Below are 25,923 nucleotides of genomic sequence, written 5' to 3'. Positions count from 1 at the left end.
CGGCGTGGAGTTTACATGATTGAACGAGTCGTGCGAAGGCGAATTCCTGGGAATGGGTCCGGCGCCCCATACCCTCCCCTAAAAAAGTCAGCAAATTCTGCCGGTTAAGTCAAATAGCGCCGCGCGATGCGACGCGATTTGCTTTTGGTCCATGCATGTCGGTTACCCCAAAACCGCTATGCACTTTTGGGCGGCATGCATTAGCCGGCTCGGCGCATGCGCGCCGCGAAGAAGCCGTCCAGGCCCGAGCGCTCCGGCGCCCCGAGGTCGAGATCGGCGGGGGTGGTGCGCAGCGTGCCTTGTGCCGTCAGGAACGAATCGATGCCGGCGACCTCGCCTTGACGCAGCGGATCGTCGACGACATCAGGCGTCCCTTCGAGGAAAGCGCGATAAAGATCCTCGCCTTCGAGTGGGTCGAGCGAACAATTGGAAAAAGACGATCCGGCCGCCGGGTTTGACCAGCGTGACGGCGCGGGCGAGCAACCGCCTTTGCAGGTCGGCGAGCTTTTCGACATCGGCCGCCGTCTTGGTCCATGGCACGTCGGGATGCCGGCGCACCGTGCCGGTCGACGAGCAGGGCGCATCGAGCAGCACGGCGTCGAACAGCTCCGTGGGCTCGTATTTGAGCAAGTCGGCCTGGACGATGTCGGCCGACAGGCCGAGGCGGTCGAGATTCTGCGCCAGCCGGGCCAAGCGGTTCTTCGAGGTGTCGACGGCGGTGACTTTTGCGCCGGCCAGGACCAGCTGGGCGGTCTTGCCGCCGGGCGCGGCGCAGAGATCGGCGACGCGCAACCCGCTGACATCGCCGAACAGCCGTGCCGGCAGACTGGCCGCGGCATCCTGGACCCACCAGGCGCCTTCGGCGAAGCCGGGCAGTTCGGTGACGGCCCCGGCAAGGTTTTCCACGCGCACCGTGCCGGTCGGCAGGACGATGCCGCCGAGTTTTTCAGCCCAGAGTTCGGGATCGGCCTTGACCGAGAAGTCGACCGGCGCCTCAATGCGATGGGCTTCGAGGATCTGCCTGGCCTTATCAGGGCCATAGGAGGCTTTCAGCCGGTCGGAAAACCATTTTGGCGCTTCGTCGGTGGCGGCAAGGGCGGCGGGCAGTTCTGTGTCCTTGGCACGCGCCAGCGTGCGCAGCACGCCGTTGACGAGGCCGGAAAAGCGCTGCGTGCGCGGATCGGACTTGGCGTGCGTCACCGCGAGGTCGACGGCGGCGCTGTCGGGAATGTCGAGGAACAGGATTTGCGCCGCCGCCACATGCAGTATGTGCGACAAAGCGGTGGCGTTGGGCGGCAGCGGCTTTTCCAGCCTGCGCGCGAGTAGGGCTGATATGGTCATGCGGAAGCGCAGCGCGGTGACCAGAATGGCGCGCACCAGGCCACGGTCGCGCAAATCGAGCGCCTTGTATTGCGGGTGGCCGTTCTCGTGGTCAGTCAGGCCGTCCAGCGGCGTCCTGGCATCGATGACGGCGGCAAGCAGCCGCGCCGCGCCTTGCGGGCGGCGAGGCCGGCGACGAATTCGCCGCCGTCTCTATGATCCTGATCGCCTGAACCTGTGCGTCGAGGTGCTGCCACGCTCACGACCACCGGCCTTTGGGCCCGGTCGGGTTGCGTCCCCATGGATTGGACTTCGGCTTCTCAGGCTCCGCCGGCAACTCCGGTTGCGCGACCTGGCCCCACGGGCCGGACGGCTGTTGTTCCTCGGCCTGCCGGGGCGCCGGCGCCGGGCGAGCGGCCTGGGTGCCGCCGCCTGCCATCTGCCGTGCCATCTCCTGCAAGGCCGCGATGCGGTTGTCGGTGCTCGGATGGGTGGAGAACAGATTGTCCATGCGCTCGCCGTGCAGGGGATTGATGATGAAGAGATGCGCCATCGCCGGATTGCGTTCCGCATCGGGGTTGGGGATGCGTTCTGCTCCCCGGGCGATCTTGTCAAGCGCCGATGCCAGCCACAGCGGGTGTCCACAGATTTCGGCGCCGCGCCGGTCGGCCTCGTATTCGCGGGTGCGGCTCACCGCCATCTGCACGATCATCGCGGCAAACGGCGCCACGATCATCGCCGCCAGCACGCCGACGAAGCCGAACGGATTGTTGTCGCGATTGCCGCCGAGGAAGAAAGCGAAATTGCCCAGCATCGAGATAGCGCCGGCAAAGGTGGCGACGATGGTCATGGTCAGGGTGTCGCGATGCTGGACGTGGGCGAGCTCGTGCGCCATTACAGCCGCGACCTCTTCATGGGTCAGCCGCTGCAACAGGCCTGTCGAGGCGGCGACCGTCGCGTTCTGCGGGTTGCGGCCGGTGGCGAAAGCATTCGGCTGCGGATTGTCGATCAGGTAGGTCCTGGGCATCGGCAGCCCGGCCTGCTTGGCCAGTGCCTGGACAATGGCGTAATATTCCGGCGCGTTCTTCTCGTCGACCTCGACGGCACGGTTCATCGACAGCACCATCTTGTCGGCATTCCAGTAGCTGAACAGATTGGTGCCGGCGGCGATCACCAGCGCGATCATCATGCCGCCCGAACCGCCGATCAGAAAGCCGACGCCCATGAACAGAGCCGTTATCGCCGCAAGAAGCATGGCGGTGCGAAGGGTGTTCATCGTCTGCTCCTGTCGAGTCGGTGGCAAAAAGGGGTCGATCGTCTTGGGTTCATGGCTATATGATGGGAAACGCCTGCCCCTGTTTCAATCCGCGCGGAATATCGCATGACCGACGAAACCAGTAAAACGCCCGCCGGCCGGGATGACGGCGCGCCGTCAAAAGAACTGACGCCCGCCGCCCGCCGCGCGCTGGCGGAAGCCGAGGCACGGCGGCAAGACTATCGCCAGAAGGAAGCCGCGCTGCCCCGGGAAATCGGCGGCCGCGGCGGCAAGGAACCCGGCCGCTACGGCGACTGGGAAGTCAAAGGCCTGACCAGCGATTTTTAGAATGTGCCGATATTCAGGTGATGCCGGCCTGCAAACGGTGGTTGCCCGCGCTCCGGTGCTTCAAGCAGCGTTGCGCTGTGGTTCAAGCGCAATCCAGCCGCGCTCGTCGACGGTGATGCCAACATTGTCGTAGCCCGCGATCGCGGCATGCGGCGTTTGTATCGGGTGCGCGTGGGTTGCGTTGATCACCATGACCGAAGCCTGCGCGGCCTCTGCCGCCGCGATACCGGCCGGAGCGTCCTCGAACACCAGGCAATCGCGGGCATCGAAGCCCAGTCGTCTCGCGCCAAGCTGGAAACAGTCGGGCGCCGGCTTGCCGCGGGAAACATCTTCTCCCGCGACGATCACCGCTGGCACGGGGATGCCGGCCGCCGCCATCCGCAACAGCGCCAGTTCGCGCGGCGCAGACGTCACGATCGCCCAGCGCTCGGATGGCAACGCGTTGAGAAATGCCACGGCGCCGGCGATCGGGACGATGCCGTCCAGATCGGCCGCTTCGGCCTTCAGGAGAAGGTGGGATTCGTGCGCCGGGTCGACGCCCGGCAGCGCCAGGGCCGTGATGGTTTCGATCGCCCGTACGCCGTGGATCGTCGGCAGGAAGGCGGCGACGTCGAGGCCATGGCGGCGCGCCCAATCGCTCCACACTCGCTCCGCCGAGGCGATGGAATTGATGAGCGTGCCGTCCATGTCGAAAAGGAAGGCCGCGAATTTTCTGCCAGCAAACATGATTTTCCTTGAAGTCCGGGAGAGTGTGTCGAGGGAGAGTGCAACCGTAACGTCAAGGTGCGGCCATGGAAAGGCACGCGGGCGTATTTTGCGAGCGATCCAGGGAACCACAGCCAACTTGCGGCGTTTCAACGGCATTGTTTTTCACGCCGATCAAAGGGGACCTGCGATGCTGATCCGGCTCGGCTACGAAATCGCCATTGAATGCGCCGAGGCCACTCCGGTGATTTCGCTGCTCGAGATCCACAAGGACAGGCAGGCCGACATCAAGCGGCAGACGCGGGTGCTGACATCGCCTTTGGTGCCGACCAGGCTCTACCAGGATCTGCATGGCAATGGCTGCCGCCGCTTCACCGCACCAGCCGGCACCTTCCGCATCCTCTACGATGCAGTTATCGAGGACAGTGGCGAGACGGACGAGGTCAACACGCTGGCCCGGGAAATGCCGGTGGCCGAATTGCCCGACGAGGTGCTCGGCTATCTCCTCGGCAGCCGCTATTGCGAGACCGATCATCTCAGCCATCTCGCCTGGCAGCTGTTTGGCCATCTGCCGCCCGGCTGGGCGCGGGTGCAGGCGATCGTCGATTATGTCCACAACCGGCTGTCGTTCGGCTACGGCTATGCCCGTTCGACCCGCACGGCGGCGCAGGCGCATGAGGAACGGGTCGGCGTCTGCCGCGACTTCGCCCATCTGGCGATCACGCTCTGCCGCTGCATGAACATTCCGGCGCGCTATGTGAACGGCTATCTCGGCGACATCGGCGTGCCGATCGATCCGGCGCCGATGGACTTCTCGGCCTGGATGGAAGTGTTCCTCGACGGCAAGTGGTACACGTTCGATCCACGCCACAACCGGCCCCGCACCGGCCGTGTCGTCATCGCGCGCGGCCGCGACGCCACCGACGTGCCCTTGCTGCACAGCTTCGGCCCGCACCGGCTCGCTTTGTTCAAGGTCTGGACCTATGAGCAGGAGGGCAGATTGTTCAATCCGCCCCATCACGGCATCGACCGGACGGTCAGCGCACAGATGCTTGCGTAGTCCTTCGCCGTTTCGCGTTCCACAATCGAGGGACAGGTGGTCCGCTTCGGCACATAGACCCTGTGCCGCAACAGGACGGCGCGGAGCATTCCGCGATTGCTTCGGTTCGAGCATGGTAAGCGGTCGGTAAACACGGCGGAATCAGTGGTTTGCCGTTTACCAGTCGTTCACCTTTGCACGCGGCGAAATCCAACAAAAACAATGTCTTGAGATCAGTCGCCCGGTTCTGGCGGATAAACGGCGTCGTCCGGCTGGAATCCTGCATCGCCCTCATTGCGGCGACGAGGCCGAGGCATGCGGAGGCTGTTGGATGCGAAATTACGGGGGTCTTGTTCACGCGGTCGGCGGGTTCGCCAGACACAGCGGTGGAAATTTCGCGGTCCTGTTCGGCTTTGCTGCCTCGGTCTTGGCGCTAGCCGCCGGCTTCTCGGTCAACCTCTCTCAGCTCTACAACGCCAAGTCGAGCCTGCAGGGCGTGGTCGACGCCGCAGTGACGTCGACGGCGCGTGACCTGACGACCGGGGTCATCAAGGAAGCCGATGCCAACAAGGCGGTGCAGAACTTTCTCGTGGCCAACAGCATGGCGGGCATTCTGCAGTCCGACCAGATCGTGCTCGACAAGCTTGTCATCGACAGGACCGCCAACACGGTGCAGGCGGACGTCCATGTCGATGTCGCCCTGTTCTTCCCGGTCTTCGGCATGGGCGACACGAAGCGCGTCACCGCGTCGACAACATCGCTTTATTCGGACAAGACCATCGAAGTGGCGATGATGCTCGATGTGACCGGATCGATGGCCGCCAACTGGTGGGCCAAGACCGACAAGATCGGCGATCTGCAAACGGCTGCTTCGGCGGCTGTCGAGGACCTGCTCGACAACAACATCGACCCGAAGAATCCGCGCGTGCGCGTGGCCATTGTTCCCTATGCCGAGGCGGTGAATACTGGCGGCCTCGCGGACAGCGTTTTCGTTGAACAGCCGGGAGGCTCGAATCTGCCGCCACCAGTGGACACGCCGATGCAGGTGGACTCATCCACGCCCACGCGGCCCGACAACTGCGCCACCGAGCGCAAGGACAAGGATGGCTATGCCGATTATTCATCCGACGGGCCGTCGGCGCCGCGCCTGAACAATCAGGGCAAGACCTATCTCGCCAAGATCAATCGTGACGATCGTATGGGAAGCTGTCCGAAGCCGGAGCTCATTCCGCTCTCGGCCGACAAGGCAAAGCTGCTGAACACCATCGCGAGTTTCAAGGCTGGCGGCGTGACCGCAGGCGGCATTGCCGTGCAATGGGGCTACTATATGCTTTCACCTAGCTGGCGCTCGACCATTGTCGACGCCAGGCTGGGTGCCGGTCCCGCCAATTTCGACAGCAGGAAAGTCGGCAAGGTCGCCATCCTGATGACGGACGGCCAGTTCAACACGGCCTTTGCCGGCGGACGCGGCGCGCCCAGATCGCAGAATGCCGGGCAGATGTCGCGAAGCAATGCCGAAAACATTTGCGACAACATGAAGCGCGACGGCATCGAGATCTTCACCATCGGTTTCGACCTCGACGATCCGTCGATGACATCGACCGAGCGGGATCAGGCGAAGAGCGTGCTCCAGGATTGCTCGACCGCGGACACGTCTACGCTAAAGCACTATTACGAGGCGGCCACGGGTTCCGAGTTGAATGACGCCTTCAATGCCATCGTGCAGAACATCGAGCGGCTGACCATCGCCAAGTGAATTTTGAACACCAGCTGGTCTTTCGCAACGCTGGCCAAAGGAAAAGGCCGCCGCTTCTTTCGAAGCCGGCGGCCTTCCGTGTTTCCGTCCATGGCGCGGCCTGTGGCGGCAACCCCTTCGGGTTACCTGCCGCGCATCTCGCGCCTTAACGGGAAGACTGCTTCCCGAAAGTGCAATCCGCTGAGGCCACGTTCTGGAAAACGAAATCACTCGACATCGGATCACCTCCTTTCGATTTGTTGAACACACAGACATGATGGGGTGCGTTGCAGCAAATGACAAGATGCCGGGCTGAAAAAGGCGCCCAGGCAGATCCGCGTGCTTCGGCTTGCGATCCACGGCCCAAACGGACAACATGGCGTTATCAGGTCACGGGAGGGACCATGGACGCCACCGAAAGAGCCGCGCGCATCGTTCGAACCGTGATCGAGGCGCTGAAGCCGGGCTTTGCCGTCCGGCTGTGGACTGGCGAGCGGATCGGTCCCGCCGGCGGTCCGGTGCTTGCCATCAACGATCAGGACATCGTCTGGCAGTTGGCCCGCCGGCCGAATTTCTCGACGCTGCTCGAGATGTGGATTTCGAGGACGATCGACGTCGAGGACGGGTCGCTGTTCGATCTCTACGCCCTGCCTTCGAAGGGAAAGCTGAGGTTGAAGGCGTTGCCGAAGCTGGCGATCCTGCGCGACCTGCCCGCAGTCCTGTTTTCGCGACGGCAGATGACAAAACGGGCCGATCTTGCCGGGCGAAATCCCTTCGTCAGCGGGTCCAACAAGCAGGCGATCGAACATCACTACGACATTTCGAACGCCTTCTACCGGCTCTTCCTCGATGAGCGCATGGTCTACACCTGCGCTTATTTCACCGATTTCGCCAACGGCATCGACCAGGCGCAGAAGGACAAGCTCGACCATATCTGCCGTAAGCTCAGGCTGAAGCCGGGCGACCGGCTACTCGACATCGGCTGCGGCTGGGGCGCGATGCTGATCCATGCCGCCAAGCACTATGGTGCGATCGGACATGGTGTGTCGCTGTCCGAGGAGCAGACCCGGCTGGCGCGCGAGCGCATCCGGGCCGAAGGGCTGGAGGACAAGATCACCATCGACATCAAGTCCTACACCGAACTCGACGGCAGCTATGACAAGATCTCGTCGATCGGCATGTTCGAGGCCGTCGGTCTCGCTAACCACGCCACCTATTTCTCGACCGTCCATCGCCTGCTGAAGCCGGGCGGCATCTATCTGCACCACGCCATCACGAGGCGCGGCAAGGGTGGCACGCGCAAGACTTTGCGCAAGGGCGCGGAATACAAGGCGCTGATCAAATACATCTTTCCCGGCGGCGAGGTCGATACGATCGGCATGACGCTCGGCAATCTCGAGGCGCACGGCTTTCTCGTCGCCGACGTTGAGAATCTGCGAGAACATTATGCCCGCACCTGCAGGCTATGGGCCGAGCGCCTGCAGGCCCGCTTCGGCGAAGCCATCGCCGAGGTCGGCGAGCCCAAGGCGCGGCTCTGGCTGCTTTACCTGACCGGCTGTTCGATCACCTTCGATCGCGGCTCGGCGCAGATTTTCCAGACCGTCGTCACCAAGCGGGCGCGGGGTCCGAGCGGCCTGCCGCCGACGCGGGCGGATCTATATCGGTAGCGCGCGCCGCTCGCGCCTTACTCGGCGATGCCAAGTGAGGCGATGTAGGCCGCCGAGGCCGGGATCTTGGACTTGTCCCTGATCTCGATGATGAGGCGCGGATTGCTGTCGAGCCTGGCGAGCGCGGTAAAGACCGAGCGCCATGGAAGCATGCCTTCGCCGAGGCTCCAGTGACGATCGGCGTAGCCATCAGCATCTTGCAGGTGGATGTGCTGCAGGCGATTGCCGGCGGCATGTACATAGTAATCGACCGGCGGAGCACCGGTCGAGCCATGGGCATAATAGGCGTGGCCGGTGTCTATCGAGACGGCGACCGCCGGGGAGTTGAAGCTGTCTGCCAACGCCACGCGGATATGCGGATCCTTGTCCTCGATGTTCTCCAGAACCATCGTGCAGCCGATATCCTCGGCCCGCTTGACGGCATCGCGTAGAGTGAGGTGGCAATAGGCGACGATTTTCTCGCGCTCACCGTGATTGTTGTCGAGATTGTTATAGGACCAGGTCGTATAGGGGCTGTGAACGACCATCTGCGTGGCGCCGATGGCGGCGCAGACCTCGATACCCTGGACCAGACGCTTGCTGACGACATCGCGAATATCGGGGTCCTGCGAGGCAATGGTGAAGCCCCAGAAAGGTCCGTGAATTCCGAGCCGTCCCTGATGGCCGTCGAGAAGTTTTCTGGCGCGGGCGGCGAGCGGTGCCCAGTCGCCGTTGAGAACACTGGCCTCGGCAAAGCTCTGCAATTCCAGGTCGCGCTGTTTTTCGAAGAGCCAATCGCGATGGATTTCGAGGTCGTCAAGCGTCATGGCGGCGCCAAGAATGGGCAGGGAGGTCATCGGGACTCCGATCGTTGGGATTTCAAGGTGTCGGGCAGCAGGACGGGATCGCGTCGGGGGTGTATGACGCCGTTTTCTGTCAGGCGTATTACACGCTGCACCAAGCTTGCAGGGAGGTGCAGGGATCATACCGTCGCTACACGGCGCGGCGTTGGCGGTATGATTTAGATGAAGCGCATCGGCGCGCCGATCTCGACGCGGGCCGGTCGGTCGACCGTGCAATAGACGCCGAGATTGTGCGCGTTGTGGCGAACCAAATTGCGCAGGATCGCCGGATCGGTGTCGAAGCCGTCCTGGGCGATGATGGTGAAGCCGCAGCGGCGGCACGGTTCGGAAATCGTCAGGAGCAAATCGCCGATGGCGAGCTTTCGGCCGATCCATTCGGTCTCGGGAAACGAGCCTTCCACCGCTGCCATGTCGACGACGATGTTGGGGCGGAAGCGGCGCGGGTCGGCGGCACCTTCCGGATGCAGCGCCTTCAGCCGCGCCAGCGAAGCCGTGGTCAGGAGATGGATCGGCGCCTTGCTATAGCGGGCCGCGGTGACCGGGCCGGAATAGGCTGGCGGCGCATTCTCCTGGCCGAACGGCCGGATCGAGGCGGCGAAGCCGAGATAGGCCGATATAGCGCGGTCGCATTCGGCACCGGGTGCGCTCAGCCAGTCGCCGTCAGGGACGGCGATCTCCAGGTCGCGGTCATTGGCCAGCCGGGTGCGGATGCGCGGCACCTTGTGCCATTTCGCCTCGCGGTCGGGCCGGGCGATCTCGTTGTCAGAGCTATCGACGAGGCCGAACATGCGGTCGCCGGCCATGCCCATCGGTCCGACCAGGATGGCGTCCTGGCGCTCGCCGGCGAGCGAACTCGCCGGATAGCGCCAGAGCTGGCTGACAGAGCCCAATGCCATCTCGTCCCGCATCAGCCCTTCTTGTTCTGCCGGTTGGCGATGAGGTCGTCGACGACGGCCGGATCGGCAAGCGTCGAAGTGTCGCCGAGGGCGACATAATCGTCCTCGGCGATCTTGCGCAGGATGCGGCGCATGATCTTGCCCGAGCGCGTCTTGGGCAGGCCCGGCGCGAACTGGATCTTGTCGGGCGAGGCGATGGCGCCGATCTCCTTGCGGACATGGGCGATGAGCTCCTTGCGCAGTTCCTCGGTCGGCTCTTCCCCCTTCATCAAGGTGACATAGCTGTAGATGCCCTGGCCTTTGATGTCGTGGGGATAGCCGACGACGGCGGCCTCCGAGACCTTATCATGGCTGACCAGCGCCGATTCGACTTCCGCCGTGCCCATGCGGTGGCCGGAGACGTTGATGACATCGTCGACGCGACCGGTGATCCAGTAGTAGCCGTCGGCGTCGCGGCGGCAGCCATCGCCGGTGAAGTACTTGCCCTTGTAGGTGGAGAAATAGGTCTGCACGAAACGGTCGTGGTCGCCATAGACGGTGCGCATCTGGCCTGGCCAGGAATCGGTGATGCAGAGATTGCCGTCGGCCGCACCCTCCAGCACCTTGCCTTCGCCATCGACCAGTTGCGGCTTGACGCCGAAGAAGGGCCGCGTCGCCGAACCTGGCTTGAGGTCGGTGGCGCCCGGCAGTGGTGTGATCAGGATGCCGCCGGTCTCGGTCTGCCACCAGGTATCGACGATCGGCACCTTGCCGTTGCCGACGACGTTGAAATACCACTCCCAGGCTTCCGGATTGATCGGCTCGCCGACCGAGCCGAGCACGCGCAGCGATTTGCGCGATGTCTTCTTCACCGGGTCGTTGCCGGCGCCCATCAGCGCGCGCAGCGCCGTCGGGGCGGTGTAGAATATGTTGACCTTGTGCTTGTCGATGACTTCCCAGAAGCGCGACTGCGAGGGATAGTTCGGCACGCCCTCGAACATCAGCGTGGTGGCGCCATTGGCGAGCGGACCGTAGATGATGTAGCTGTGGCCAGTGACCCAGCCGACATCGGCGGTGCACCAGAAGATGTCGCCGTCATGATAGTCGAAGACATATTGGTGCGTCATCGAGGCATAGACGAGATAGCCGGCGGTGGTGTGCAGCACGCCTTTCGGCTTGCCGGTCGAGCCTGAGGTGTAGAGGATGAACAGCGGGTCTTCCGCCTTCATCTTCTCCGGCTTGCACTCGGCCTTCACCGTCGCGACTTCGTCGTGATACCAGACGTCGCGGCCAGGTGCCCAGCCGATCTTGCCGCCGGTGCGGCGCACGACGACGACGTTCTTCACCATGACGAAGTTCTTCGCGGCGATGTCGATCGCCTTGTCGGTGTTCTCCTTCAGCGGGATCGGTTTGCCGCCGCGCAGGCCTTCATCAGCGGTGATGACGAAGGTCGATTCGCAGTCGACGATGCGGCCGGCCAGCGCGTCCGGCGAGAAGCCGCCGAAGACGATCGAATGGATGGCGCCGATACGCGTGCAGGCGAGCATCGCATAGGCGGCTTCCGGGATCATCGGCATGTAGATGGTGACGCGGTCGCCTTTCTTGACGCCGTGCTTCTTCATCACATTGGCGAGCCGGCAAACGTGCTCGTAGAGCTCGTTGTAGGTGATCTTCTTGTCGTCGTAGGGGTTGTCGCCTTCCCAGATGATGGCGGTCTGGTCGCCGCGCTTCTTCAGGTGGCGGTCAATGCAATTGTAGGAAACATTGGTCAGCCCATCCTCGAACCATTTGATCGAGACCTTGCCGTCGAAGGAGGTGTTCTTGACCTTGCTGAAGGGCTTGAACCAGTCGATGCGCTTGCCGTGCTTGCCCCAGAACTTGTCCGGGTTCTTGATGCTGTCGGCATACCATTTGAGATACGTGTCGTTGTCGATCAGCGCATTCTTCTTCCACGCCGGCTGGACGCGATGGACATGAACCTCGGACATTCCTGATTTTCCTCCCGAACCAATCCGCCGGCTTGAAACGCCAGCGGGATCGCGGCGAAGCAGCCGCGAATTCGGCGGCATTATTACCAGTTCCGCCGTGACGGCAACATTAGACGTTGGATTCGCGCGGCTGGATGCCGCAGGGGCATCGCCAAGTGCTGTCAGCACTCGAGCAGGTCCGCTGCTAACTGTATGTTTTCGCGTCGAAAAGCCTGTTTCGATCAGGAAAAATCAATAGACAGTTAAGCAACGGCGCGCACAATGTTGCGTTGGGAGGCGAGGTTAATCAACCTGGGGACCGCAATGCGCGACCATGCCGAAATGGACTTGATGCTCAAAGGCTATGGCCTGACCACGGCCAAGATTCTTTATCACTTCCCCGATCATCCGCATCTGCTGCAGAGCTTCATCTGGCAGGACTACGATCTGGCGCCAGAGTTTCCGGTGCTGGTCCGTTTCATCGATTTCTGGAAGGCCAAGCTCGACGGGCCGCTGCACTCGGTTGTCTACACGCACCAGAAGCTGATCGCGCCGAATGAATGGCGCAAGGTGGACGGCGAGTTCGTGCTGCATTAGGGCATGCCGATATTCAGGTGAGGCCGGCCTGCGAATGGCGGCTTCCTGCGCTTCCGGTGCTCACGTACTTTAAGTACGCTCCGCTCCGGTACTCGGAGGCCACCATTCTCGACTCGGCCTGACCTGAATCTCGACACGCCCTAGCTTCGGCGCGTGGCGCTCACACCGCCGGCGGGTTCAGCCGGGCGAAGCCTTCCTGGCGGCGATAGGGGAAGTACGGATAGGGCGCGGTGACTTCGCTTGCGGCGTCGAGTTTCTTCATCTGGTCCGGGGTCAGCGACCAGCCCACGGCTCCGAGGTTCTGGCGCAATTGTTCCTCGTTGCGGGCGCCGATGATCACCGACGACACGGTCGGGCGCTGCAGCAGCCAGTTGATGGCGATCTGCGGCACGGTCTTGCCGGTTTCCTGCGCCACCGCGTCCAGCGCGTCCATGACGCGGTAGAGATGTTCGTCCTCGACCGGCGGACCAAAATCAGCCGTGTCATGCAGCCGGCTCTTTTCCGGCAGAGGCTGGCCGCGGCGGATCTTGCCGGTCAGCCGACCCCAGCCGAGCGGGCTCCACACCAGCGCGCCGACGCCCTGGTCGAGGCCGAGCGGCATCAGTTCCCATTCATAGTCGCGGCCAACCAGCGAGTAGTAAATCTGATGTGCGGCGTAGCGCGGGTAGCCGTGCTTGTCGGCTTCCGCCAGCGACTTCATCACTTGCCAGCCGGAAAAATTGGAGACGCCGACATAGCGCAGCTTGCCGGAACGCACGAGCTCGTCCAGCGTCGACAGCACCTCCTCGATCGGCGTGCCAGCATCGAAGGCGTGCAGCTGCAACAGGTCGATGTAATCGGTGCCGAGGCGCTTCAGCGCGGCGTCCACCGACTTGATCAGCCGCGAGCGGGAAGAGCCGTAATCGGCCGGCCCGTCGCCCATCGGCAAGGACGTCTTGGTCGAGATCAGCACGGCATCGCGACGGCCTTTTATCGCCTCGCCGAGCACCTCTTCCGAAGCGCCGTTCGAATAGACGTCGGCGGTGTCGAACAGATTGACTCCGGCCTCCAGGCAGATGTCGACCAGCCGCCGCGCTTCCTTGGCGTCGCTATTGCCCCAGGCGCCGAACAGCGGGCCGGAGCCGCCGAAGGTTCCCGCGCCGAACGAAAGTGCGGGCACCTTGAGGCCCGATGCGCCCAAACGTCGACAGTCCATTTTCTTACTCCTGATGGTTTGGAAAGGGGAAAGGCGATCCGATCCGCAGACGAGCGTCAGAACCGGACAGAGACCGGCGCGCCGAGCGCGTTGGTGCGATCGAGGCGCAGGGCCAGCCCGGCCACGCCGAGCGCCGCGACCGGCAGCAAGGCGGCGACCCAGGTGAGCGAACCCAGCCCCATGCCATGGGCGATGACCGCGCCGCCAAGCCACGCGCCGGCGGCGTTGCCGAGATTGAAGGCGGCGATGTTGAAGGACGAGGCGAGGCTCTGGCCGGCGCCTTGCGCCTTGTCCAGCACCCACATCTGCAGCGGCGCCACGGTGGCGAAGGCAGCGGCTCCGAGCAGGCCGACATAGATCACGGCCAAGACCTGGCTGTGGATGGCAAAGCTCATGGTCGCGAGCACCAGGGCCAGCACCACAAGGCTGCCCAGCACAGCCGGCATCAGCCAGCGGTCGGCGACCTTGCCGCCGGCGAGGTTGCCGGCGATGAGGCCGCCGCCGAAGACGAGCAGGATCGGCGATACGGCGGCTTCCTTGAACCCGCTGATCTCGGTCAGCAACGGAGCGATGTAGGTGAAGACGGCGAAGACGCCGGCGTAGCCGAGCACGGTGGTGGCGAGGCCGAGCAGGACGGGCGTACGGCGCAGCACGGCAAGATCGGCGCGCAAATCACTCTTCTCGGGTGCCTCTTGGCTGCGCGGCACCAGAAGAAGGATGACGGCGAAGGCCGCCAGGCCGACCAGGGTCACTGCCCAGAAGGTCGCGCGCCAGCCAAAGGCCTGGCCGAGCCAGGTGCCGAAGGGCACGCCGAGGATGTTGGCGATGGTGAGCCCGGTGAACATCAGCGCGATCGCCGAGGCCTTCTTGTTGGGCGCGACCAGGCCGGTGGCGACGACAGAGCCGACGCCGAAGAAGGTGCCATGGGCAAAGGCGGTGATGATGCGGGCGCCCATCAGCGTCCAGTAGTCGGGCGCCAGCGCACAGGCGAGATTGCCCAGCGTGAAGATCGCCATCAGCGCCAGAAGCACGGTCTTGCGCGGCCAGGTGCCGGTGGCGATGGTGAGCAGCGGCGCGCCAATGACGACGCCCAGCGCATAGCCGGAAATGAGTTGGCCGGCGGCCGAGATCGAGACGCCGAGGTCTTTGCTGACATCGATGAGCAGACCCATGATGACGAATTCAGTGACACCGATGCCGAAGGCACCGGCGGCGAGGGCGTAGAGAGCAAGAGGCATGGCGGTTTCCACTTCGAAGACGGGCCGTTAAGGCGACGAGCGCCTTGTCCAATCCGCGCCCCGACCCGAAAGATCGTGTTGCCACACTCTGTGAACCAGACTTGCATTGGGCACATTTTCTGTGAAATAGATTCACAGATGGCGAGATCCGACATCAACCGCTCCGGCGAGATCGAAGTGTTCGTGCGCGTCGTCGAGGCGGGCAGCTTCTCGGCCGCGGCACGCGCGTTGCGCATGACGCCGTCGGCGGTGAGCAAGCTGATCGCGCGGCTGGAAGCCCGGCTCGGGGCGCGGCTGGTCAGCCGTTCGACACGCAAGCTGCAGCTGACGCCAGAGGGAACCGCCTTCTACGAGAGCGGGCTGCGCATCCTGGCCGACATGGCGGCGGCCGAACGCGAAGCGGCGGCGGGTGCCGCGCCGCGCGGGCGGCTGCGGGTCAACAGCTACGTGCCGTTTGGGGTGCACCGGCTGATCCCGCTTTTGCCGCGTTTCCTCGAACGCTACCCCGAAATATCGGTCGATCTGGTGCTGACCGACAGCGTCATCGACCTGATGGCCGAACGCGCCGACGTCGCCATCCGCGCCGGGCCGCTCGGCGAATCACGGCTGGTGGCGCGCAAGCTCGGGCAGAGCCCGGTGGTCATGGTTGCGGCACCGTCCTATCTTGAGGTGCATGGCACGCCGCTGACGCCGGCCGATCTCGACAGCCACAACCGCATGGGCTTCGGCTTCGTCAGGCATATCGATGGCTGGCCGTTTGTCGACGCGGAAGGCCGCGCGGTCATGGTCCCGATCACCGGCAACACGCTGGTCAGTGACGGTGAGGCGATGCGACTGATGACGTTGGCCGGAGCCGGCATCTCCCGGTTGGCGCGCTGGCACGTCGCGGCCGATATCGCCGCCGGGCGGCTGGTGGCGCTGCTGGAGGATTTCAATCCGGGCGACGAGGAGGCGACGCACGCGGTCTATGTCGGCCAGGGCCAGCACCTGCCGGCACGGGTGCGGGCCTTTCTCGATTTCCTGGCCGAGACCGTGCGGCTCTGACGAAGCGCGGTTTTCAAGGCCTGTTCGACAACCCGGCAGGGGCAGGATATGGAATCCCGTCCGGTCGTCGTAGGCGCTTCGCGCCCGGGCACCGAGAGCGTTGGCAGTTCAGGAGGCGTGAATTGGTCCGCTTGTCCTTGGTCACGGCATCGCTACTTGCCATAGCGACAGGGCTGCATTTCCCGACGATCTCCGAGGCTGCCGAGGCCTCGACATCTGCACCTGCTGCAAACGCCAGCGACGACAACGTCAAACAGCTCCTCTCCGTGGTGCTGGCGGAAACCGAGGATTTCTGGGGTGCCACCTTCAAAGCGGGCGGATCGACCTATGAGGAGCCCAAGCTGGTGCTGTTCACCGGCTTCATCGCCACCGCATGCGGTGCTGTTTCCGGGACATCATATTGCGCGGCAGACCACAAGATTTATCTCGATCCGGCGTTCCCCGAGCTGCGAGAGATCGGTTTGACCGGAGATTTCACCAAGGCGTTGATTGTCGCCCGGGAGGTTGGGCACCATGTGCAGAACATCGCAGCCGTTTCGCCCCCGGCCGTGACCGACGGCAACCAGGAGGCCGCCATCATCCGATCAGAACAGGTCGAGCTCCAGGCCGATTGCTTTGCCGGACTGTGGAGCCACTATGTCTGGGACAAGGGGTTGTTAGAAGACACCGATCTGACGCAGGCCAGGGACCTGTTGCGATCGCTCGCAGACGATCAGGCCGCCAACGCCGCCAGAAATTCGACGGCAAAAAGGTATGGCACCTCGGAGCAGAGGATCCGCTGGTATGATCGGGGCCTTGCCGGAAAAGCGATCGCGGACTGCAACACTTTTGCCAATCCTCTTTGACGCCAAGCCCACCTCTTGCCGGGCGAGTTGCGCCATCACTGGCCGATAGACCTCAAGGCTTTCCGGATCCTTTCAATGACGGTTCCGATGTCCGATCGCCCGGAAGTGTACTCTCCATCCGGGTCGTAATATGCGTCCCGCAGCCGCTCCAAACGAGCAATGACGTCGGCTGCGTAGTCATGCGGCGTACCAGCGACGACGACCTTTTCAAATTCGTCTCGCGCGGCACTGACCGCACCAACGCAGACCTTCCAATCATAAGGACTTGCGGAAGCCGCAGCCTGGCGATCAGCTATGATCGCGACAATCCTGTCTCGAAATTCCTCGGCGGATGGTACCATCATCGCCCCTGATGTTGCTCCGGCGTCAAAATGGTAGCTGCGAACCCGCATCCGGTACAAGCGACGCGTGCGGCCTTGACGAAGCGAGAAAAAAGCCGCGCGCCCGAAGGGACACGCGGCTTTCCTGAAAATCGTGTGAAGCCGGTTAGGCCTTCGGCGTGAACGGCGCCGGGCGGCGGCCAGCTGCCTGGCGCTCCAGCATCCAGCCGGGATATTCGGCCGGCAGCGCGCTGACCTCGTCCAGTTTGGCGAGATCGTCTGCATCGAGCTTCACTTCAGCCGCGGCAAGGTTCTGTTCGAGTTGGTCCATCCGGCTGGCGCCGATGATCACGCTCATCACGAAAGGCTTGGCCAGGACATAGCCGAGCGCCACGGTGGCAACGCTGACATCATGCTTCTTGGCGATCTCGCGCATGACGGCGACGGCTGCCCAGGCGCGATCCTCGTTGACCGGCGGGAAGTTGAAGGATGCGCGGCGGCCCTCGCCATTGCCGGGCGCGCCGGGGCCGTATTTGCCGGAGAGCAGGCCGCCGGCCATCGGCGACCACACCATCAGGCCGAGCTTCTCCTCGTTGATGAGCGGCACGATCTCGCGTTCGAGGTCGCGGCCGGCGATGGAATAGTAGGACTGGATGGTCTCGAAACGGGCAAAGCCCCTGCGGTCGGCAATGCCGAGGGCCTTGGCGATGCGCCATGCCGCCCAGTTGGAAACGCCGACGTAACGGACCTTGCCGCTGGCAACGAGGTCGTCGAGCGCCCGCAGCGTCTCGTCTATCGGCGTCACCGCGTCGGTGCCGTGCAGCTGATAGAGATCGATATGGTCGAGCTGCAGCCGTTCGAGACTGGCATCGACCGAATCCATGATGTGGCCGCGCGAGGAGCCGCGTTCGTTCGGACCCTGGCCCATGGCGCCATGCACCTTGGTGGCGATGACCACGCTCGACCTGGCGACGCCGAGATCGCGCAGCGACTGGCCGAGCAGGCGCTCGGACTGACCGAAGGAGTAGACGTCGGCCGTGTCGAAGAAATTGACGCCGGCGGCGAGTGAGCGGCCGACGATCTCGTTGACGCCCTTCTGGTCGAGGCTGGCGATCAGGCCCCATTGGGCATTTTCGCCGGCGGCGCCGAAGGTCATGGTGCCGAGGCACAGTTCGGAGACGAACATCCCCGTATTGCCAAGCTGGTTGTAGCGCATGGTGAAAGCTCCAGGAGAATTGTGATGACACAAAACAAATAGGAACGGAACGTTTCGTTTCTAGTGGTGGCGCAGCCGCCTCGCCAAACTGGACTAACGCTTGCGGCTTGTCAGCGGCTACCAAAAATCGCCGAGCCGACGCGGACGCTGGTGGCGCCGAAGGCGATTGCCGTCTCGTAGTCGCCGGACATGCCCATCGACAGCTTTTCGACGCCTGCTTCGCGCGCCAATTTTTCCAGTAGGGCGAAATGCGGGCCGGGGTTCTCGTCGGCCGGCGGGATGCACATCAGGCCTTCGATGGCGAGGCCGTGGACATCGCGGCAGCGGGCGACGAAAGCCACGGCGTCGCGCGGCTCGATGCCGGCCTTCTGCGGCTCGGAGCCGGTGTTGACCTGGACATAGAGTTTCGGTGCGCGGCCTTGCCTGGCGATTTCCTTGGCGAGTTCGGCAGCGATCTTCTCGCGGTCGACCGTCTCGATGACGTCGAACAGCGCCACCGCCTCCTTGGCCTTGTTCGACTGCAGCGGACCGATCAGATGCAGTTCGATATCGGCAATGGCCTCCTTAAGCGCCGGCCATTTGCCTTGCGCTTCCTGGACGCGGTTCTCGCCGAAGACGCGCTGGCCGGCCTCTATCACCGGCTGGATGTCAGCGGCAGCAAAAGTCTTGGAGACGGCCACCAGCGTCACCGCGCCGGCCTCGCGGCGCGCCTCCTGCTCGGCGGCGGCGATCTTCGCCTTGACCGCGAAAAACTGCTGAACGGTGTCACCCATATGCAAATCCCGCTGTTTTGACCCGCGTTTTTAACCGCCGCGATGCCCATATGGTTGACGGGTTTGCCAAACCATGGTGAACACCCGGACCACATTCCCTGAACCGCCGAGCCAGTCGCCCGCGGTTCGCGCCTGCTTTTAAGTGAAAAACGTCCCATGGCAACCGAACGATACAATCCGCGCGCGTCAGAGCCCAAATGGCAGAAGGCCTGGGCCGAGAAGAAGCTGTTCGAAGCGCGCAATGACGACCCGAAGCCGAAATACTATGTGCTCGAGATGTTCCCGTATCCGTCGGGGCGCATCCATATCGGCCATACCCGCAACTACACGATGGGCGACGTGGTGGCGCGCTACAAGCGGGCCAAGGGGTTCAACGTGCTGCACCCGATGGGCTGGGACGCCTTCGGCATGCCGGCCGAGAACGCGGCGATGCAGAACAAGGTCCATCCCAAGGAATGGACCTACCAGAACATCGCCACCATGCGCGAGCAGCTCAAGGTCATGGGCCTGTCGCTGGACTGGGCACGCGAATTCGCCACCTGCGACGTCGATTACTACCACCGCCAGCAGATGCTGTTCCTCGATTTCGTCGAGAAGGGGCTGGTGACGCGCAAATCCTCCAAGGTCAATTGGGACCCGGAGGACATGACGGTGCTCGCCAACGAGCAGGTCATCGACGGGCGCGGCTGGCGCTCCGGCGCGCTGGTCGAACAGCGCGAGCTGACGCAGTGGTTCTTCAAGATCACCGATTTTGCGCAGGACCTGCTGGATTCGCTCGACGGCCTCGACGAATGGCCCGAAAAAGTAAAGCTGATGCAGCAGAACTGGATTGGCCGTTCGGAAGGCTTGCTGATCCGCTGGCCTCTGGCCTCAGATGTTGCCGGCGAGCATGAGCTGGAAGTCTACACGACGCGGCCCGACACCATTTTCGGCGCCTCCTTCATGGCCGTCGCCGCCGATCATCCGCTGGCCAAAAAGGCCGCCGAGACCAATCCAGAGCTGGCGAAGTTCATCGACGAGGTCCGCCATATGGGCACCTCGGTGGCGGCGCTTGAGACGGCCGAGAAGAAGGGCTTCGACACCGGCATCCGTGTCGTCCATCCGTTCGACGACAGCTGGACGTTGCCTGTCTACGTCGCCAATTTCGTGCTGATGGAGTACGGCACCGGCGCCATCTTCGGCTGCCCGTCCGGCGACCAGCGCGACCTCGACTTCGCCAACAAATACGGCCTGCCGGTGATCCCGGTGGTGATGCCGGAAGGCGGCGATGCGAAGTCGTTCCAGATCATCGAGGAAGCCTATGTCGACGACGGCGTGATGATCAATTCACGCTTCCTCGACGGCATGAAGCCGGACCGCGCTTTCGACGAGGTGGCGAAGCTCCTGGAGCAGAAGACGATCGGCAACCGGCCGATGGCCGAGCGCAAGGTGAATTTCCGCCTGCGCGACTGGGGCATTTCGCGCCAGCGCTACTGGGGTTGCCCGATCCCGATGATCCATTGCGAGGATTGCGGCGTGGTGCCGGTTCCCAAAGCCGACCTGCCGGTCAAGCTGCCGGACGATGTCGATTTCGACCGGCCGGGCAATCCGCTCGACAGGCACCCGACCTGGCGGCATGTGAAGTGCCCGCAATGCGGTGGCGATGCACGCCGCGAGACCGACACGATGGACACGTTCGTCGATTCGTCCTGGTATTTTGCCCGCTTCACCGCCCCCTGGGCTCATGAGCCGACCGATCCCAAGGCGGCCAATGAATGGCTGCCGGTCGACCAGTATATTGGCGGCATCGAGCACGCGATCCTGCATCTGCTCTATTCGCGCTTCTTCACCCGCGCCATGCGCGAGACCGGCCATGTCGATCTGGCCGAGCCGTTCAAGGGCCTGTTCACGCAAGGCATGGTGGTGCACGAGACCTATCGCGTCGGATCGGCTTCGAACGGCCGCTGGCTGGCGCCGACCGAGGTGCGGCTGGAGGGCGTCGACGGCGAACGTCGTGCCTTCGATATCGCCACCGGCGAGCCTGTCACCATCGGCCCGCTCGAGAAGATGTCGAAGTCGAAGAAGAACACGGTGAGCCCGGAAGACATCACCGACGGCTACGGCGCCGACACGGCGCGCTGGTTCATGCTGTCGGATTCGCCGCCCGAGCGCGATGTCGAATGGACCGACGATGGCGCTGCTGGCGCACATCGCTTCATGCAGCGCATCTGGCGGCTGGTGTCGACATCGGCCGAGACGCTGGCAGGCGTCAAGCCTGCCGCGACTGACGCCGGTGAGGCGGGAGCGGTCTCGAAGGCCACGCACAAGATCCTGAAAGCGGTCGGCGAGGACATCGAAAAGCTCGGCTTCAACCGTGCCATCGCCCGCATCTATGAACTGGCCAACGTGCTGACCACGCCGCTCAACCAGGTGGCGGAAGGCAAGGCCGATCCGGCACTGCAAGGCGCCTGCCGCCAGGCGGTCGAGATCCTGGTGCATCTGATCGCGCCTGTCATGCCGCATCTGGCCGAAGAGTGCTGGGAGACGCTCGGCGGCACCGATCTGGTCGCCGAACGGCCGTGGCCGGTCTTCGATCCGGCGCTGGTCGTCGACAACGAAGTGACCTATCCGGTACAGGTCAACGGCAAGAAGCGGGGGGATTTGACAATTGCCCGCGACGCGGACCAAGGTGCGGTCGAAAAAGCGGTATTGGCTCTCGACTTCGTGCAGAAAGCGCTCGAAGGTAAGGCTCCGCGCAAGGTGATCATCGTGCCGCAGAGGATCGTCAATGTCGTTGCCTGATCGGGAAAAGACAGAGCTGAGCCGCTTGCTGCGCCGCGTGGCGCTTGCCGGCCTTGTCGGCTCGCTGGCGTTGGTTTCGGCCTGCACGGTGCGGCCGCTCTATTCCAACGCGCCGTTGTCGACGGGCTCGACCGCCAATACCGAACTGGCATCGATCGCCATCAAGCCGGTCAAGACGCGTTATGCCCAGCAGGTGCGCAACAATCTGATCTTCGGCTTCGGGCGTGGCGCCGGCGAACCGGCCTCGCCGCTCTATTCGCTCGATCTCACTGTGACCGAAGCCGTCGATTCGGCAGCGCTCGTGCAGGTTGGAACCGACGAAGACGAGCCGACCGCCGGTTCTGTGACGCTGAACGCTAGCTATGCGCTGACCGATATGAAAACCGGCGCCGTCATCACGGTCGGCAAGCGTGCGATCACCTCGTCCTTCGACAGGCCGCGCCAGGAATTCGCTTCGTACCGGGCGCAGATCGATGCCGAAAATCGCGCCGCGCGCGAACTGGCCGAGGCGCTGCAACTGTCCATCGCCCAGGATCTGGTCCGGCACGGCAAGGCGGCGAGCTAGCGCCACTCTTCGTTTCACGAAAGACGCCCTCTCGATCCTGGTGTCCGGCCGCCTCGCAGCGGCCGAGTGTCATATTTCAGTTCACTTTTTTAGCTCGACGCAGGGATGTGCGGGTGATCACCGAATGACGATCATCTGCTCGTTTCCGGATCCCATACATCGCCGCGAAAGATACATTTCAGTCGCCCAAACGGTGCTGACGGGAAGCAACTGTTAACCACTCGCTCCCTATGTCTCAGCAGACATTTCAGAGTGAGTCTTGAGAATGGAATCCAAGCGTTTTCCTCGGGTCAATTCATTGAAGCCAGCTTCGCCCGACGACCCCGAGAGAAAGCGTTTCAACGGTCAGCAGCCCGGCGCGACCAAGGCCAGCAATCTCCCGCCACCTGTTGATCTCGGCGGCAATGAAAGCCCTGCCTGGCAAGAGTATTTCTTCCTGGCGCCCAATGTGCGGTTTACGCGTACGCCGGACTACGAAGCCAAGACGCACCGCCCGGAGCGCGACCAAATTGCCGCCGAGCAAAATGAACCACTGGCGCCGCCGGCGCCGTCGGCGATGGCAAAATCCACCACGGCGTCCCACGCCGCCTTGCCCCCGCAGACGAGCCGCCGCCCTCCTGCCTCGTCCGTGCCATCTATTCCAGCCGGGCATACCAGCGAAAAGGCACGGGCTGTTGCGCCGATTGGTCCGAGGACGGCCGCGCCGGTACGGACATCCGCATCGGCGGCGTCCGCCCAAGGAATGGCTGCGCCGGTCAAGACACCAGGCCGCGACAACGTGCGCTGGCCCTTTCTGTCGGATCACGTTTTCTTCGAACTGATGGCGCCCTACATGATCGAAGGTTCGTCACCGGCGCCGCGGGCTGCCCCGGTTCCGCGCGCGGCCACGTCGATTGCCGCGGGACGGGCCGGCGTCCGCGCCGCGCCCACTGCCGATCCGACCGCGTTGTTTCGTGTGATCGAATGCCTTCCAGGCCAGCAGACTCCGTCTGTCCTGCCGGAGGTCCGGCCGGCCAACTCGAACGAAGCCGTGGTCCAGCCGGTGGCGAGCAGCGCACCGCGACGGGCCCAGGTGGCGGTTGCAGTTCCCGCCATTGCCAGCAACGGCGCACCGGCGCAGGTCGCGCAAGGCGCGGAGGAGCTTGTACACGCTCCGGCCGTGCGCGTGTCAGCGCCACTGCCCAAGGCCGGCAAGATCGTGCCGGCCACGACTGGCGAGGCGTACGAACTTCCCTCGGAAGAGCTGCTGCAGCAGCCGCCGGAAGGGCAGGGCTTCTACATGTCGCAGGAGCGGCTCGAGCAGAATGCCGATCTTCTGGAAAGCGTGCTCGAGGATTTCGGCGTGCGCGGCGAGATCATCCACGTCCGCCCGGGTCCGGTCGTCACCCTCTATGAGTTCGAGCCGGCGCCGGGCGTCAAATCGTCCCGCGTCATCGGTCTCGCCGATGACATCGCCCGCTCCATGTCGGCGGTTTCGGCGCGCGTCGCCGTGGTGCCCGGCCGCAACGTCATCGGTATCGAGCTTCCGAACGAGACGCGAGAGACGGTCTATTTCCGCGAGCTGATCGAATCGCAGGGTTTCCGCAAGACCAGCTGCAAGCTGGCGCTTTGCCTCGGCAAGACGATCGGCGGCGAGCCTGTCATCGCCGAACTGGCGAAGATGCCGCATCTGCTCGTCGCCGGCACCACCGGCTCCGGCAAGTCGGTCGCCATCAACACCATGATCCTGTCGCTGCTCTACCGGCTGAAGCCGGAAGAATGCCGGCTGATCATGGTCGATCCCAAGATGCTCGAGCTCTCGGTCTATGATGGCATTCCGCATCTTCTGACGCCCGTCGTCACCGACCCCAAGAAGGCGGTCACCGCGCTCAAATGGGCGGTGCGCGAGATGGAGGACCGCTATCGCAAGATGGCGCGGCTCGGCGTGCGCAACATCGACGGCTATAATGAACGCGCAGCCCAGGCCCGCGACAAGGGCGAGGCGGTCGTCATGACGGTGCAGGCCGGCTTCGAAAAGGGCACCGGCGAGCCGCTGTTCGAGCAGCAGGAAATCGATCTGGCGCCGATGCCCTACATCGTCGTCATCGTCGACGAGATGGCCGACCTGATGATGGTCGCCGGCAAGGAGATCGAAGGTGCCATCCAGCGCCTGGCGCAGATGGCGCGTGCGGCCGGCATCCATCTGATCATGGCGACGCAGCGTCCCTCGGTCGATGTCATCACCGGCACGATCAAGGCCAACTTCCCGACCCGCATTTCCTTCCAGGTCACCTCCAAGATCGACAGCCGCACCATCCTGGGTGAGCAGGGCGCCGAGCAGCTGCTCGGCCAGGGCGACATGCTGCACATGATGGGTGGCGGCCGGATTTCGCGCGTGCACGGCCCCTTTGTCTCCGACGCGGAGGTCGAGCATGTCGTGGCGCATCTGAAGGCGCAAGGCCGCCCGGAATATCTGGAAACCGTGACCGCCGACGAGGATGACGAAGAGGTCGACGACGACCAGGGCGCGGTCTTCGACAAGGGGGCGGTCGCGGCCGAGGACGGCGATTCCAGCTATGAGGAAGCGGTCAAGGTGGTGGTGCGCGACAAGAAATGCTCGACGTCCTACATCCAGCGCCGCCTCGGTATCGGCTACAACCGCGCTGCATCCCTGGTCGAACGCATGGAGAAGGAAGGGCTTGTCGGCGCGCCCAATCATGTCGGCAAGCGCGAGATCATCATGGGCCGGCGCCCGCAGGCAGCCGCGCCTGAAGACGAGGGCACCGATTGATCGGCCGCCCCTCGGCGGCGTGGCTTCTTCCGACTCGCAATAAAAAAGGCCGGTCGCCCGGCCTTTTCTTATTGAAGCGATGCGACCTCAGCCGATCTTCTGGCCGGTCTTGGCCCAGTCGGCGAGGAACTGTTCCAGGCCCTTGTCGGTCAGCGGGTGCTTGACCAGCGCCTTCAGCGTCGCCGGCGGCGCGGTGATGACGTCGGCGCCGATCAGCGCCGCCTGCTTGACGTGGTTCACCGTGCGCACCGAAGCGGTCAGGATCTCGGTCTGGAAATCGTAATTGTCGTAGATCTGCCGGATCTCCTGGATCAGCTCCATGCCGTCCGAGCCGGTGTCGTCGATGCGGCCGACGAAGGGCGAGATGAACGAGGCGCCGGCCTTGGCGGCGAGCAGCGCCTGGTTGGCCGAGAAGCACAGCGTGACGTTGACCATGCGGTTCATCTGGGTGCGGATCGTCTTGCAGGCCTTCAGGCCGTCCAGCGTCAGCGGCACCTTGATGCAGACATTGGGCGCGATCTTGGCCAGCACCTCGGCCTCGGCCATCATGTCCTTGTACTCGGTCGCCACGACTTCCGCCGAGACCGGACCGGCGACGATATCGCAGATCTGCTTGGTGACGTCGGCGATCTTGCCGCCGGATTTGAGGATCAGCGACGGATTGGTGGTGACGCCGTCGAGCAGTCCCAGATCGTTGAGTTCACGGATATCCTTGATGTCGGCGGTGTCGACAAAAAATTTCATGGCGGGTCTCCTGACGATTTCGTCGTGCTTGGGAAGGCACGTTCAGCGTTGCTCTTTGATCTAGACCAAAGTCAGGGCAAGG

At 63.7% G+C, this 25,923-nt stretch carries 21 protein-coding genes and 1 pseudogene; 10 read left to right on the top strand and 12 right to left on the bottom strand.

The genetic code is table 11. The features are described from left to right. Positions 1 to 200: 200 nt before the first annotated feature. Positions 201 to 1,622 (bottom strand): annotated as a pseudogene (locus HB778_RS12405) (RsmB/NOP family class I SAM-dependent RNA methyltransferase). Further along, positions 1,580 to 2,596, bottom strand: a complete 1,017-nt coding sequence (gene htpX / locus HB778_RS12400; protein WP_183464166.1) for a zinc metalloprotease HtpX — start codon at positions 2,594 to 2,596, stop codon at positions 1,580 to 1,582. Before htpX ends, HB778_RS12405 begins: the two are co-directional and overlap by 43 nt. A gap of 105 nt (positions 2,597 to 2,701) precedes the next feature. On the opposite strand from htpX, the gene HB778_RS12395 reads away from it, so the two are divergent. Continuing rightward, complete coding sequence (locus HB778_RS12395; RefSeq protein ID WP_095204306.1) at positions 2,702 to 2,923, top strand: DUF1674 domain-containing protein; 222 nt, start codon at positions 2,702 to 2,704, stop codon at positions 2,921 to 2,923. A 60-nt stretch (positions 2,924 to 2,983) separates the two neighbouring features. Here HB778_RS12395 and HB778_RS12390 read toward each other — a convergent pair whose 3' ends face one another. Further along, positions 2,984 to 3,649: an HAD-IA family hydrolase gene (locus HB778_RS12390; RefSeq protein ID WP_183465067.1), complete on the bottom strand. Its 666-nt coding sequence runs from the start codon at positions 3,647 to 3,649 to the stop codon at positions 2,984 to 2,986. Positions 3,650 to 3,818: 169 nt separating this feature from the next. On the opposite strand from HB778_RS12390, the gene HB778_RS12385 reads away from it, so the two are divergent. The 3 genes from HB778_RS12385 (at position 3,819) to HB778_RS12375 (ending at position 8,069) form a co-directional block, all read left to right on the top strand. Continuing rightward, positions 3,819 to 4,688 carry a transglutaminase-like domain-containing protein gene (locus HB778_RS12385; RefSeq protein WP_183464165.1) on the top strand — a complete coding sequence of 290 codons (870 nt, stop codon included), beginning with the start codon at positions 3,819 to 3,821 and terminating at the stop codon, positions 4,686 to 4,688. Positions 4,689 to 4,998: 310 nt separating this feature from the next. After that, entirely contained in the window at positions 4,999 to 6,423 is a 1,425-nt protein-coding gene (locus HB778_RS12380) for a pilus assembly protein (protein ID WP_183464164.1), read from the top strand. A 383-nt stretch (positions 6,424 to 6,806) separates the two neighbouring features. After that, positions 6,807 to 8,069: an SAM-dependent methyltransferase gene (locus tag HB778_RS12375; RefSeq protein WP_183464163.1), complete on the top strand. Its 1,263-nt coding sequence runs from the start codon at positions 6,807 to 6,809 to the stop codon at positions 8,067 to 8,069. A gap of 17 nt (positions 8,070 to 8,086) precedes the next feature. Here the strand turns inward: HB778_RS12375 and HB778_RS12370 are convergent, their stop codons facing one another. From HB778_RS12370 to acs, 3 genes are all read right to left on the bottom strand, one after another. Then, positions 8,087 to 8,905, bottom strand: coding sequence for a sugar phosphate isomerase/epimerase family protein (locus HB778_RS12370; RefSeq protein ID WP_183464162.1), 819 nt, complete (start codon positions 8,903 to 8,905; stop codon positions 8,087 to 8,089). 164 nt (positions 8,906 to 9,069) lie between these two features. Beyond that, positions 9,070 to 9,819: an MOSC domain-containing protein gene (locus HB778_RS12365; protein ID WP_183464161.1), complete on the bottom strand. Its 750-nt coding sequence runs from the start codon at positions 9,817 to 9,819 to the stop codon at positions 9,070 to 9,072. Continuing rightward, on the bottom strand, positions 9,819 to 11,774 hold the full coding sequence (gene acs / locus HB778_RS12360) for an acetate--CoA ligase (RefSeq protein ID WP_183464160.1): 1,956 nt from the start codon (positions 11,772 to 11,774) through the stop codon (positions 9,819 to 9,821). The genes HB778_RS12365 and acs overlap by 1 nt, the downstream gene beginning before the upstream one ends. 303 nt (positions 11,775 to 12,077) lie before the next feature. Between acs and HB778_RS12355 the strand changes: the two genes are divergently transcribed. Beyond that, positions 12,078 to 12,350: an usg protein gene (locus HB778_RS12355; protein ID WP_183464159.1), complete on the top strand. Its 273-nt coding sequence runs from the start codon at positions 12,078 to 12,080 to the stop codon at positions 12,348 to 12,350. A 160-nt stretch (positions 12,351 to 12,510) separates the two neighbouring features. Here the strand turns inward: HB778_RS12355 and HB778_RS12350 are convergent, their stop codons facing one another. After that, on the bottom strand, positions 12,511 to 13,545 hold the full coding sequence (locus tag HB778_RS12350; protein ID WP_183464158.1) for an aldo/keto reductase: 1,035 nt from the start codon (positions 13,543 to 13,545) through the stop codon (positions 12,511 to 12,513). Between the two features lie 56 nt (positions 13,546 to 13,601). Next, positions 13,602 to 14,783, bottom strand: coding sequence for an MFS transporter (locus HB778_RS12345; protein ID WP_183464157.1), 1,182 nt, complete (start codon positions 14,781 to 14,783; stop codon positions 13,602 to 13,604). A gap of 138 nt (positions 14,784 to 14,921) precedes the next feature. On the opposite strand from HB778_RS12345, the gene HB778_RS12340 reads away from it, so the two are divergent. Continuing rightward, positions 14,922 to 15,827 (top strand): LysR substrate-binding domain-containing protein, encoded by a 906-nt coding sequence (locus HB778_RS12340; RefSeq protein ID WP_183464156.1) that lies wholly within the window; start codon positions 14,922 to 14,924, stop codon positions 15,825 to 15,827. Between the two features lie 122 nt (positions 15,828 to 15,949). Next, the gene (locus tag HB778_RS12335) at positions 15,950 to 16,672 is read left to right on the top strand and encodes a neutral zinc metallopeptidase (protein ID WP_183464155.1); all 723 of its coding nucleotides are present in this window, start codon (positions 15,950 to 15,952) and stop codon (positions 16,670 to 16,672) included. 35 nt (positions 16,673 to 16,707) lie between these two features. On the opposite strand, the gene HB778_RS12330 is transcribed toward HB778_RS12335, so the two are convergent. From HB778_RS12330 to HB778_RS12320, 3 genes are all read right to left on the bottom strand, one after another. Continuing rightward, positions 16,708 to 17,064, bottom strand: coding sequence for a hypothetical protein (locus tag HB778_RS12330; protein ID WP_183464154.1), 357 nt, complete (start codon positions 17,062 to 17,064; stop codon positions 16,708 to 16,710). Between the two features lie 94 nt (positions 17,065 to 17,158). Then, positions 17,159 to 18,208, bottom strand: a complete 1,050-nt coding sequence (locus HB778_RS12325; RefSeq protein WP_183464153.1) for an aldo/keto reductase — start codon at positions 18,206 to 18,208, stop codon at positions 17,159 to 17,161. Positions 18,209 to 18,318: 110 nt separating this feature from the next. Further along, the gene (locus HB778_RS12320) at positions 18,319 to 18,981 is read right to left on the bottom strand and encodes a YggS family pyridoxal phosphate-dependent enzyme (protein ID WP_183464152.1); all 663 of its coding nucleotides are present in this window, start codon (positions 18,979 to 18,981) and stop codon (positions 18,319 to 18,321) included. Positions 18,982 to 19,137: 156 nt separating this feature from the next. Between HB778_RS12320 and leuS the strand changes: the two genes are divergently transcribed. From leuS to HB778_RS12305, 3 genes are all read left to right on the top strand, one after another. Next, complete coding sequence (leuS, locus tag HB778_RS12315) at positions 19,138 to 21,762, top strand: leucine--tRNA ligase (RefSeq protein ID WP_183464149.1); 2,625 nt, start codon at positions 19,138 to 19,140, stop codon at positions 21,760 to 21,762. Beyond that, a complete protein-coding gene (locus tag HB778_RS12310; protein WP_183464140.1) occupies positions 21,749 to 22,327 on the top strand; it encodes an LPS assembly lipoprotein LptE in 579 nt (192 codons plus the stop codon). The genes leuS and HB778_RS12310 overlap by 14 nt, the downstream gene beginning before the upstream one ends. Positions 22,328 to 22,592: 265 nt before the next feature. Next, the gene (locus tag HB778_RS12305; protein ID WP_183464138.1) at positions 22,593 to 25,097 is read left to right on the top strand and encodes a DNA translocase FtsK; all 2,505 of its coding nucleotides are present in this window, start codon (positions 22,593 to 22,595) and stop codon (positions 25,095 to 25,097) included. Between the two features lie 87 nt (positions 25,098 to 25,184). On the opposite strand, the gene fsa is transcribed toward HB778_RS12305, so the two are convergent. Beyond that, a complete protein-coding gene (fsa, locus tag HB778_RS12300; RefSeq protein ID WP_019861850.1) occupies positions 25,185 to 25,841 on the bottom strand; it encodes a fructose-6-phosphate aldolase in 657 nt (218 codons plus the stop codon). Positions 25,842 to 25,923: the final 82 nt, after the last annotated feature.

The organism is Mesorhizobium huakuii, assembly GCF_014189455.1.
Classification (GTDB): Bacteria; Pseudomonadota; Alphaproteobacteria; order Rhizobiales; family Rhizobiaceae; genus Mesorhizobium; species Mesorhizobium huakuii_A.
This window is presented reverse-complemented; position numbering and strand designations above follow the sequence as displayed.

Bases quoted from the DNA above. Each gene is read 5' to 3' on its own strand.
- HB778_RS12375 (WP_183464163.1), top strand. From the start codon at position 6,807: ATGGACGCCACCGAAAGAGCCGCGCGCATCGTTCGAACCGTGATCGAG.
- HB778_RS12330 (WP_183464154.1), bottom strand. From the start codon at position 17,064: ATGCGGGTTCGCAGCTACCATTTTGACGCCGGAGCAACATCAGGGGCG.
- acs (WP_183464160.1), bottom strand. From the start codon at position 11,774: ATGTCCGAGGTTCATGTCCATCGCGTCCAGCCGGCGTGGAAGAAGAAT.
- HB778_RS12305 (WP_183464138.1), top strand. From the start codon at position 22,593: ATGGAATCCAAGCGTTTTCCTCGGGTCAATTCATTGAAGCCAGCTTCG.
- HB778_RS12345 (WP_183464157.1), bottom strand. From the start codon at position 14,783: ATGCCTCTTGCTCTCTACGCCCTCGCCGCCGGTGCCTTCGGCATCGGT.
- HB778_RS12365 (WP_183464161.1), bottom strand. From the start codon at position 9,819: ATGCGGGACGAGATGGCATTGGGCTCTGTCAGCCAGCTCTGGCGCTAT.
- HB778_RS12350 (WP_183464158.1), bottom strand. From the start codon at position 13,545: ATGGACTGTCGACGTTTGGGCGCATCGGGCCTCAAGGTGCCCGCACTT.
- htpX (WP_183464166.1), bottom strand. From the start codon at position 2,596: ATGAACACCCTTCGCACCGCCATGCTTCTTGCGGCGATAACGGCTCTG.
- HB778_RS12355 (WP_183464159.1), top strand. From the start codon at position 12,078: ATGCGCGACCATGCCGAAATGGACTTGATGCTCAAAGGCTATGGCCTG.
- HB778_RS12370 (WP_183464162.1), bottom strand. From the start codon at position 8,905: ATGACCTCCCTGCCCATTCTTGGCGCCGCCATGACGCTTGACGACCTC.
- HB778_RS12395 (WP_095204306.1), top strand. From the start codon at position 2,702: ATGACCGACGAAACCAGTAAAACGCCCGCCGGCCGGGATGACGGCGCG.
- HB778_RS12320 (WP_183464152.1), bottom strand. From the start codon at position 18,981: ATGGGTGACACCGTTCAGCAGTTTTTCGCGGTCAAGGCGAAGATCGCC.
- HB778_RS12325 (WP_183464153.1), bottom strand. From the start codon at position 18,208: ATGCGCTACAACCAGCTTGGCAATACGGGGATGTTCGTCTCCGAACTG.
- HB778_RS12310 (WP_183464140.1), top strand. From the start codon at position 21,749: ATGTCGTTGCCTGATCGGGAAAAGACAGAGCTGAGCCGCTTGCTGCGC.
- HB778_RS12390 (WP_183465067.1), bottom strand. From the start codon at position 3,649: ATGTTTGCTGGCAGAAAATTCGCGGCCTTCCTTTTCGACATGGACGGC.
- HB778_RS12380 (WP_183464164.1), top strand. From the start codon at position 4,999: ATGCGAAATTACGGGGGTCTTGTTCACGCGGTCGGCGGGTTCGCCAGA.
- HB778_RS12340 (WP_183464156.1), top strand. From the start codon at position 14,922: ATGGCGAGATCCGACATCAACCGCTCCGGCGAGATCGAAGTGTTCGTG.
- HB778_RS12385 (WP_183464165.1), top strand. From the start codon at position 3,819: ATGCTGATCCGGCTCGGCTACGAAATCGCCATTGAATGCGCCGAGGCC.
- fsa (WP_019861850.1), bottom strand. From the start codon at position 25,841: ATGAAATTTTTTGTCGACACCGCCGACATCAAGGATATCCGTGAACTC.
- leuS (WP_183464149.1), top strand. From the start codon at position 19,138: ATGGCAACCGAACGATACAATCCGCGCGCGTCAGAGCCCAAATGGCAG.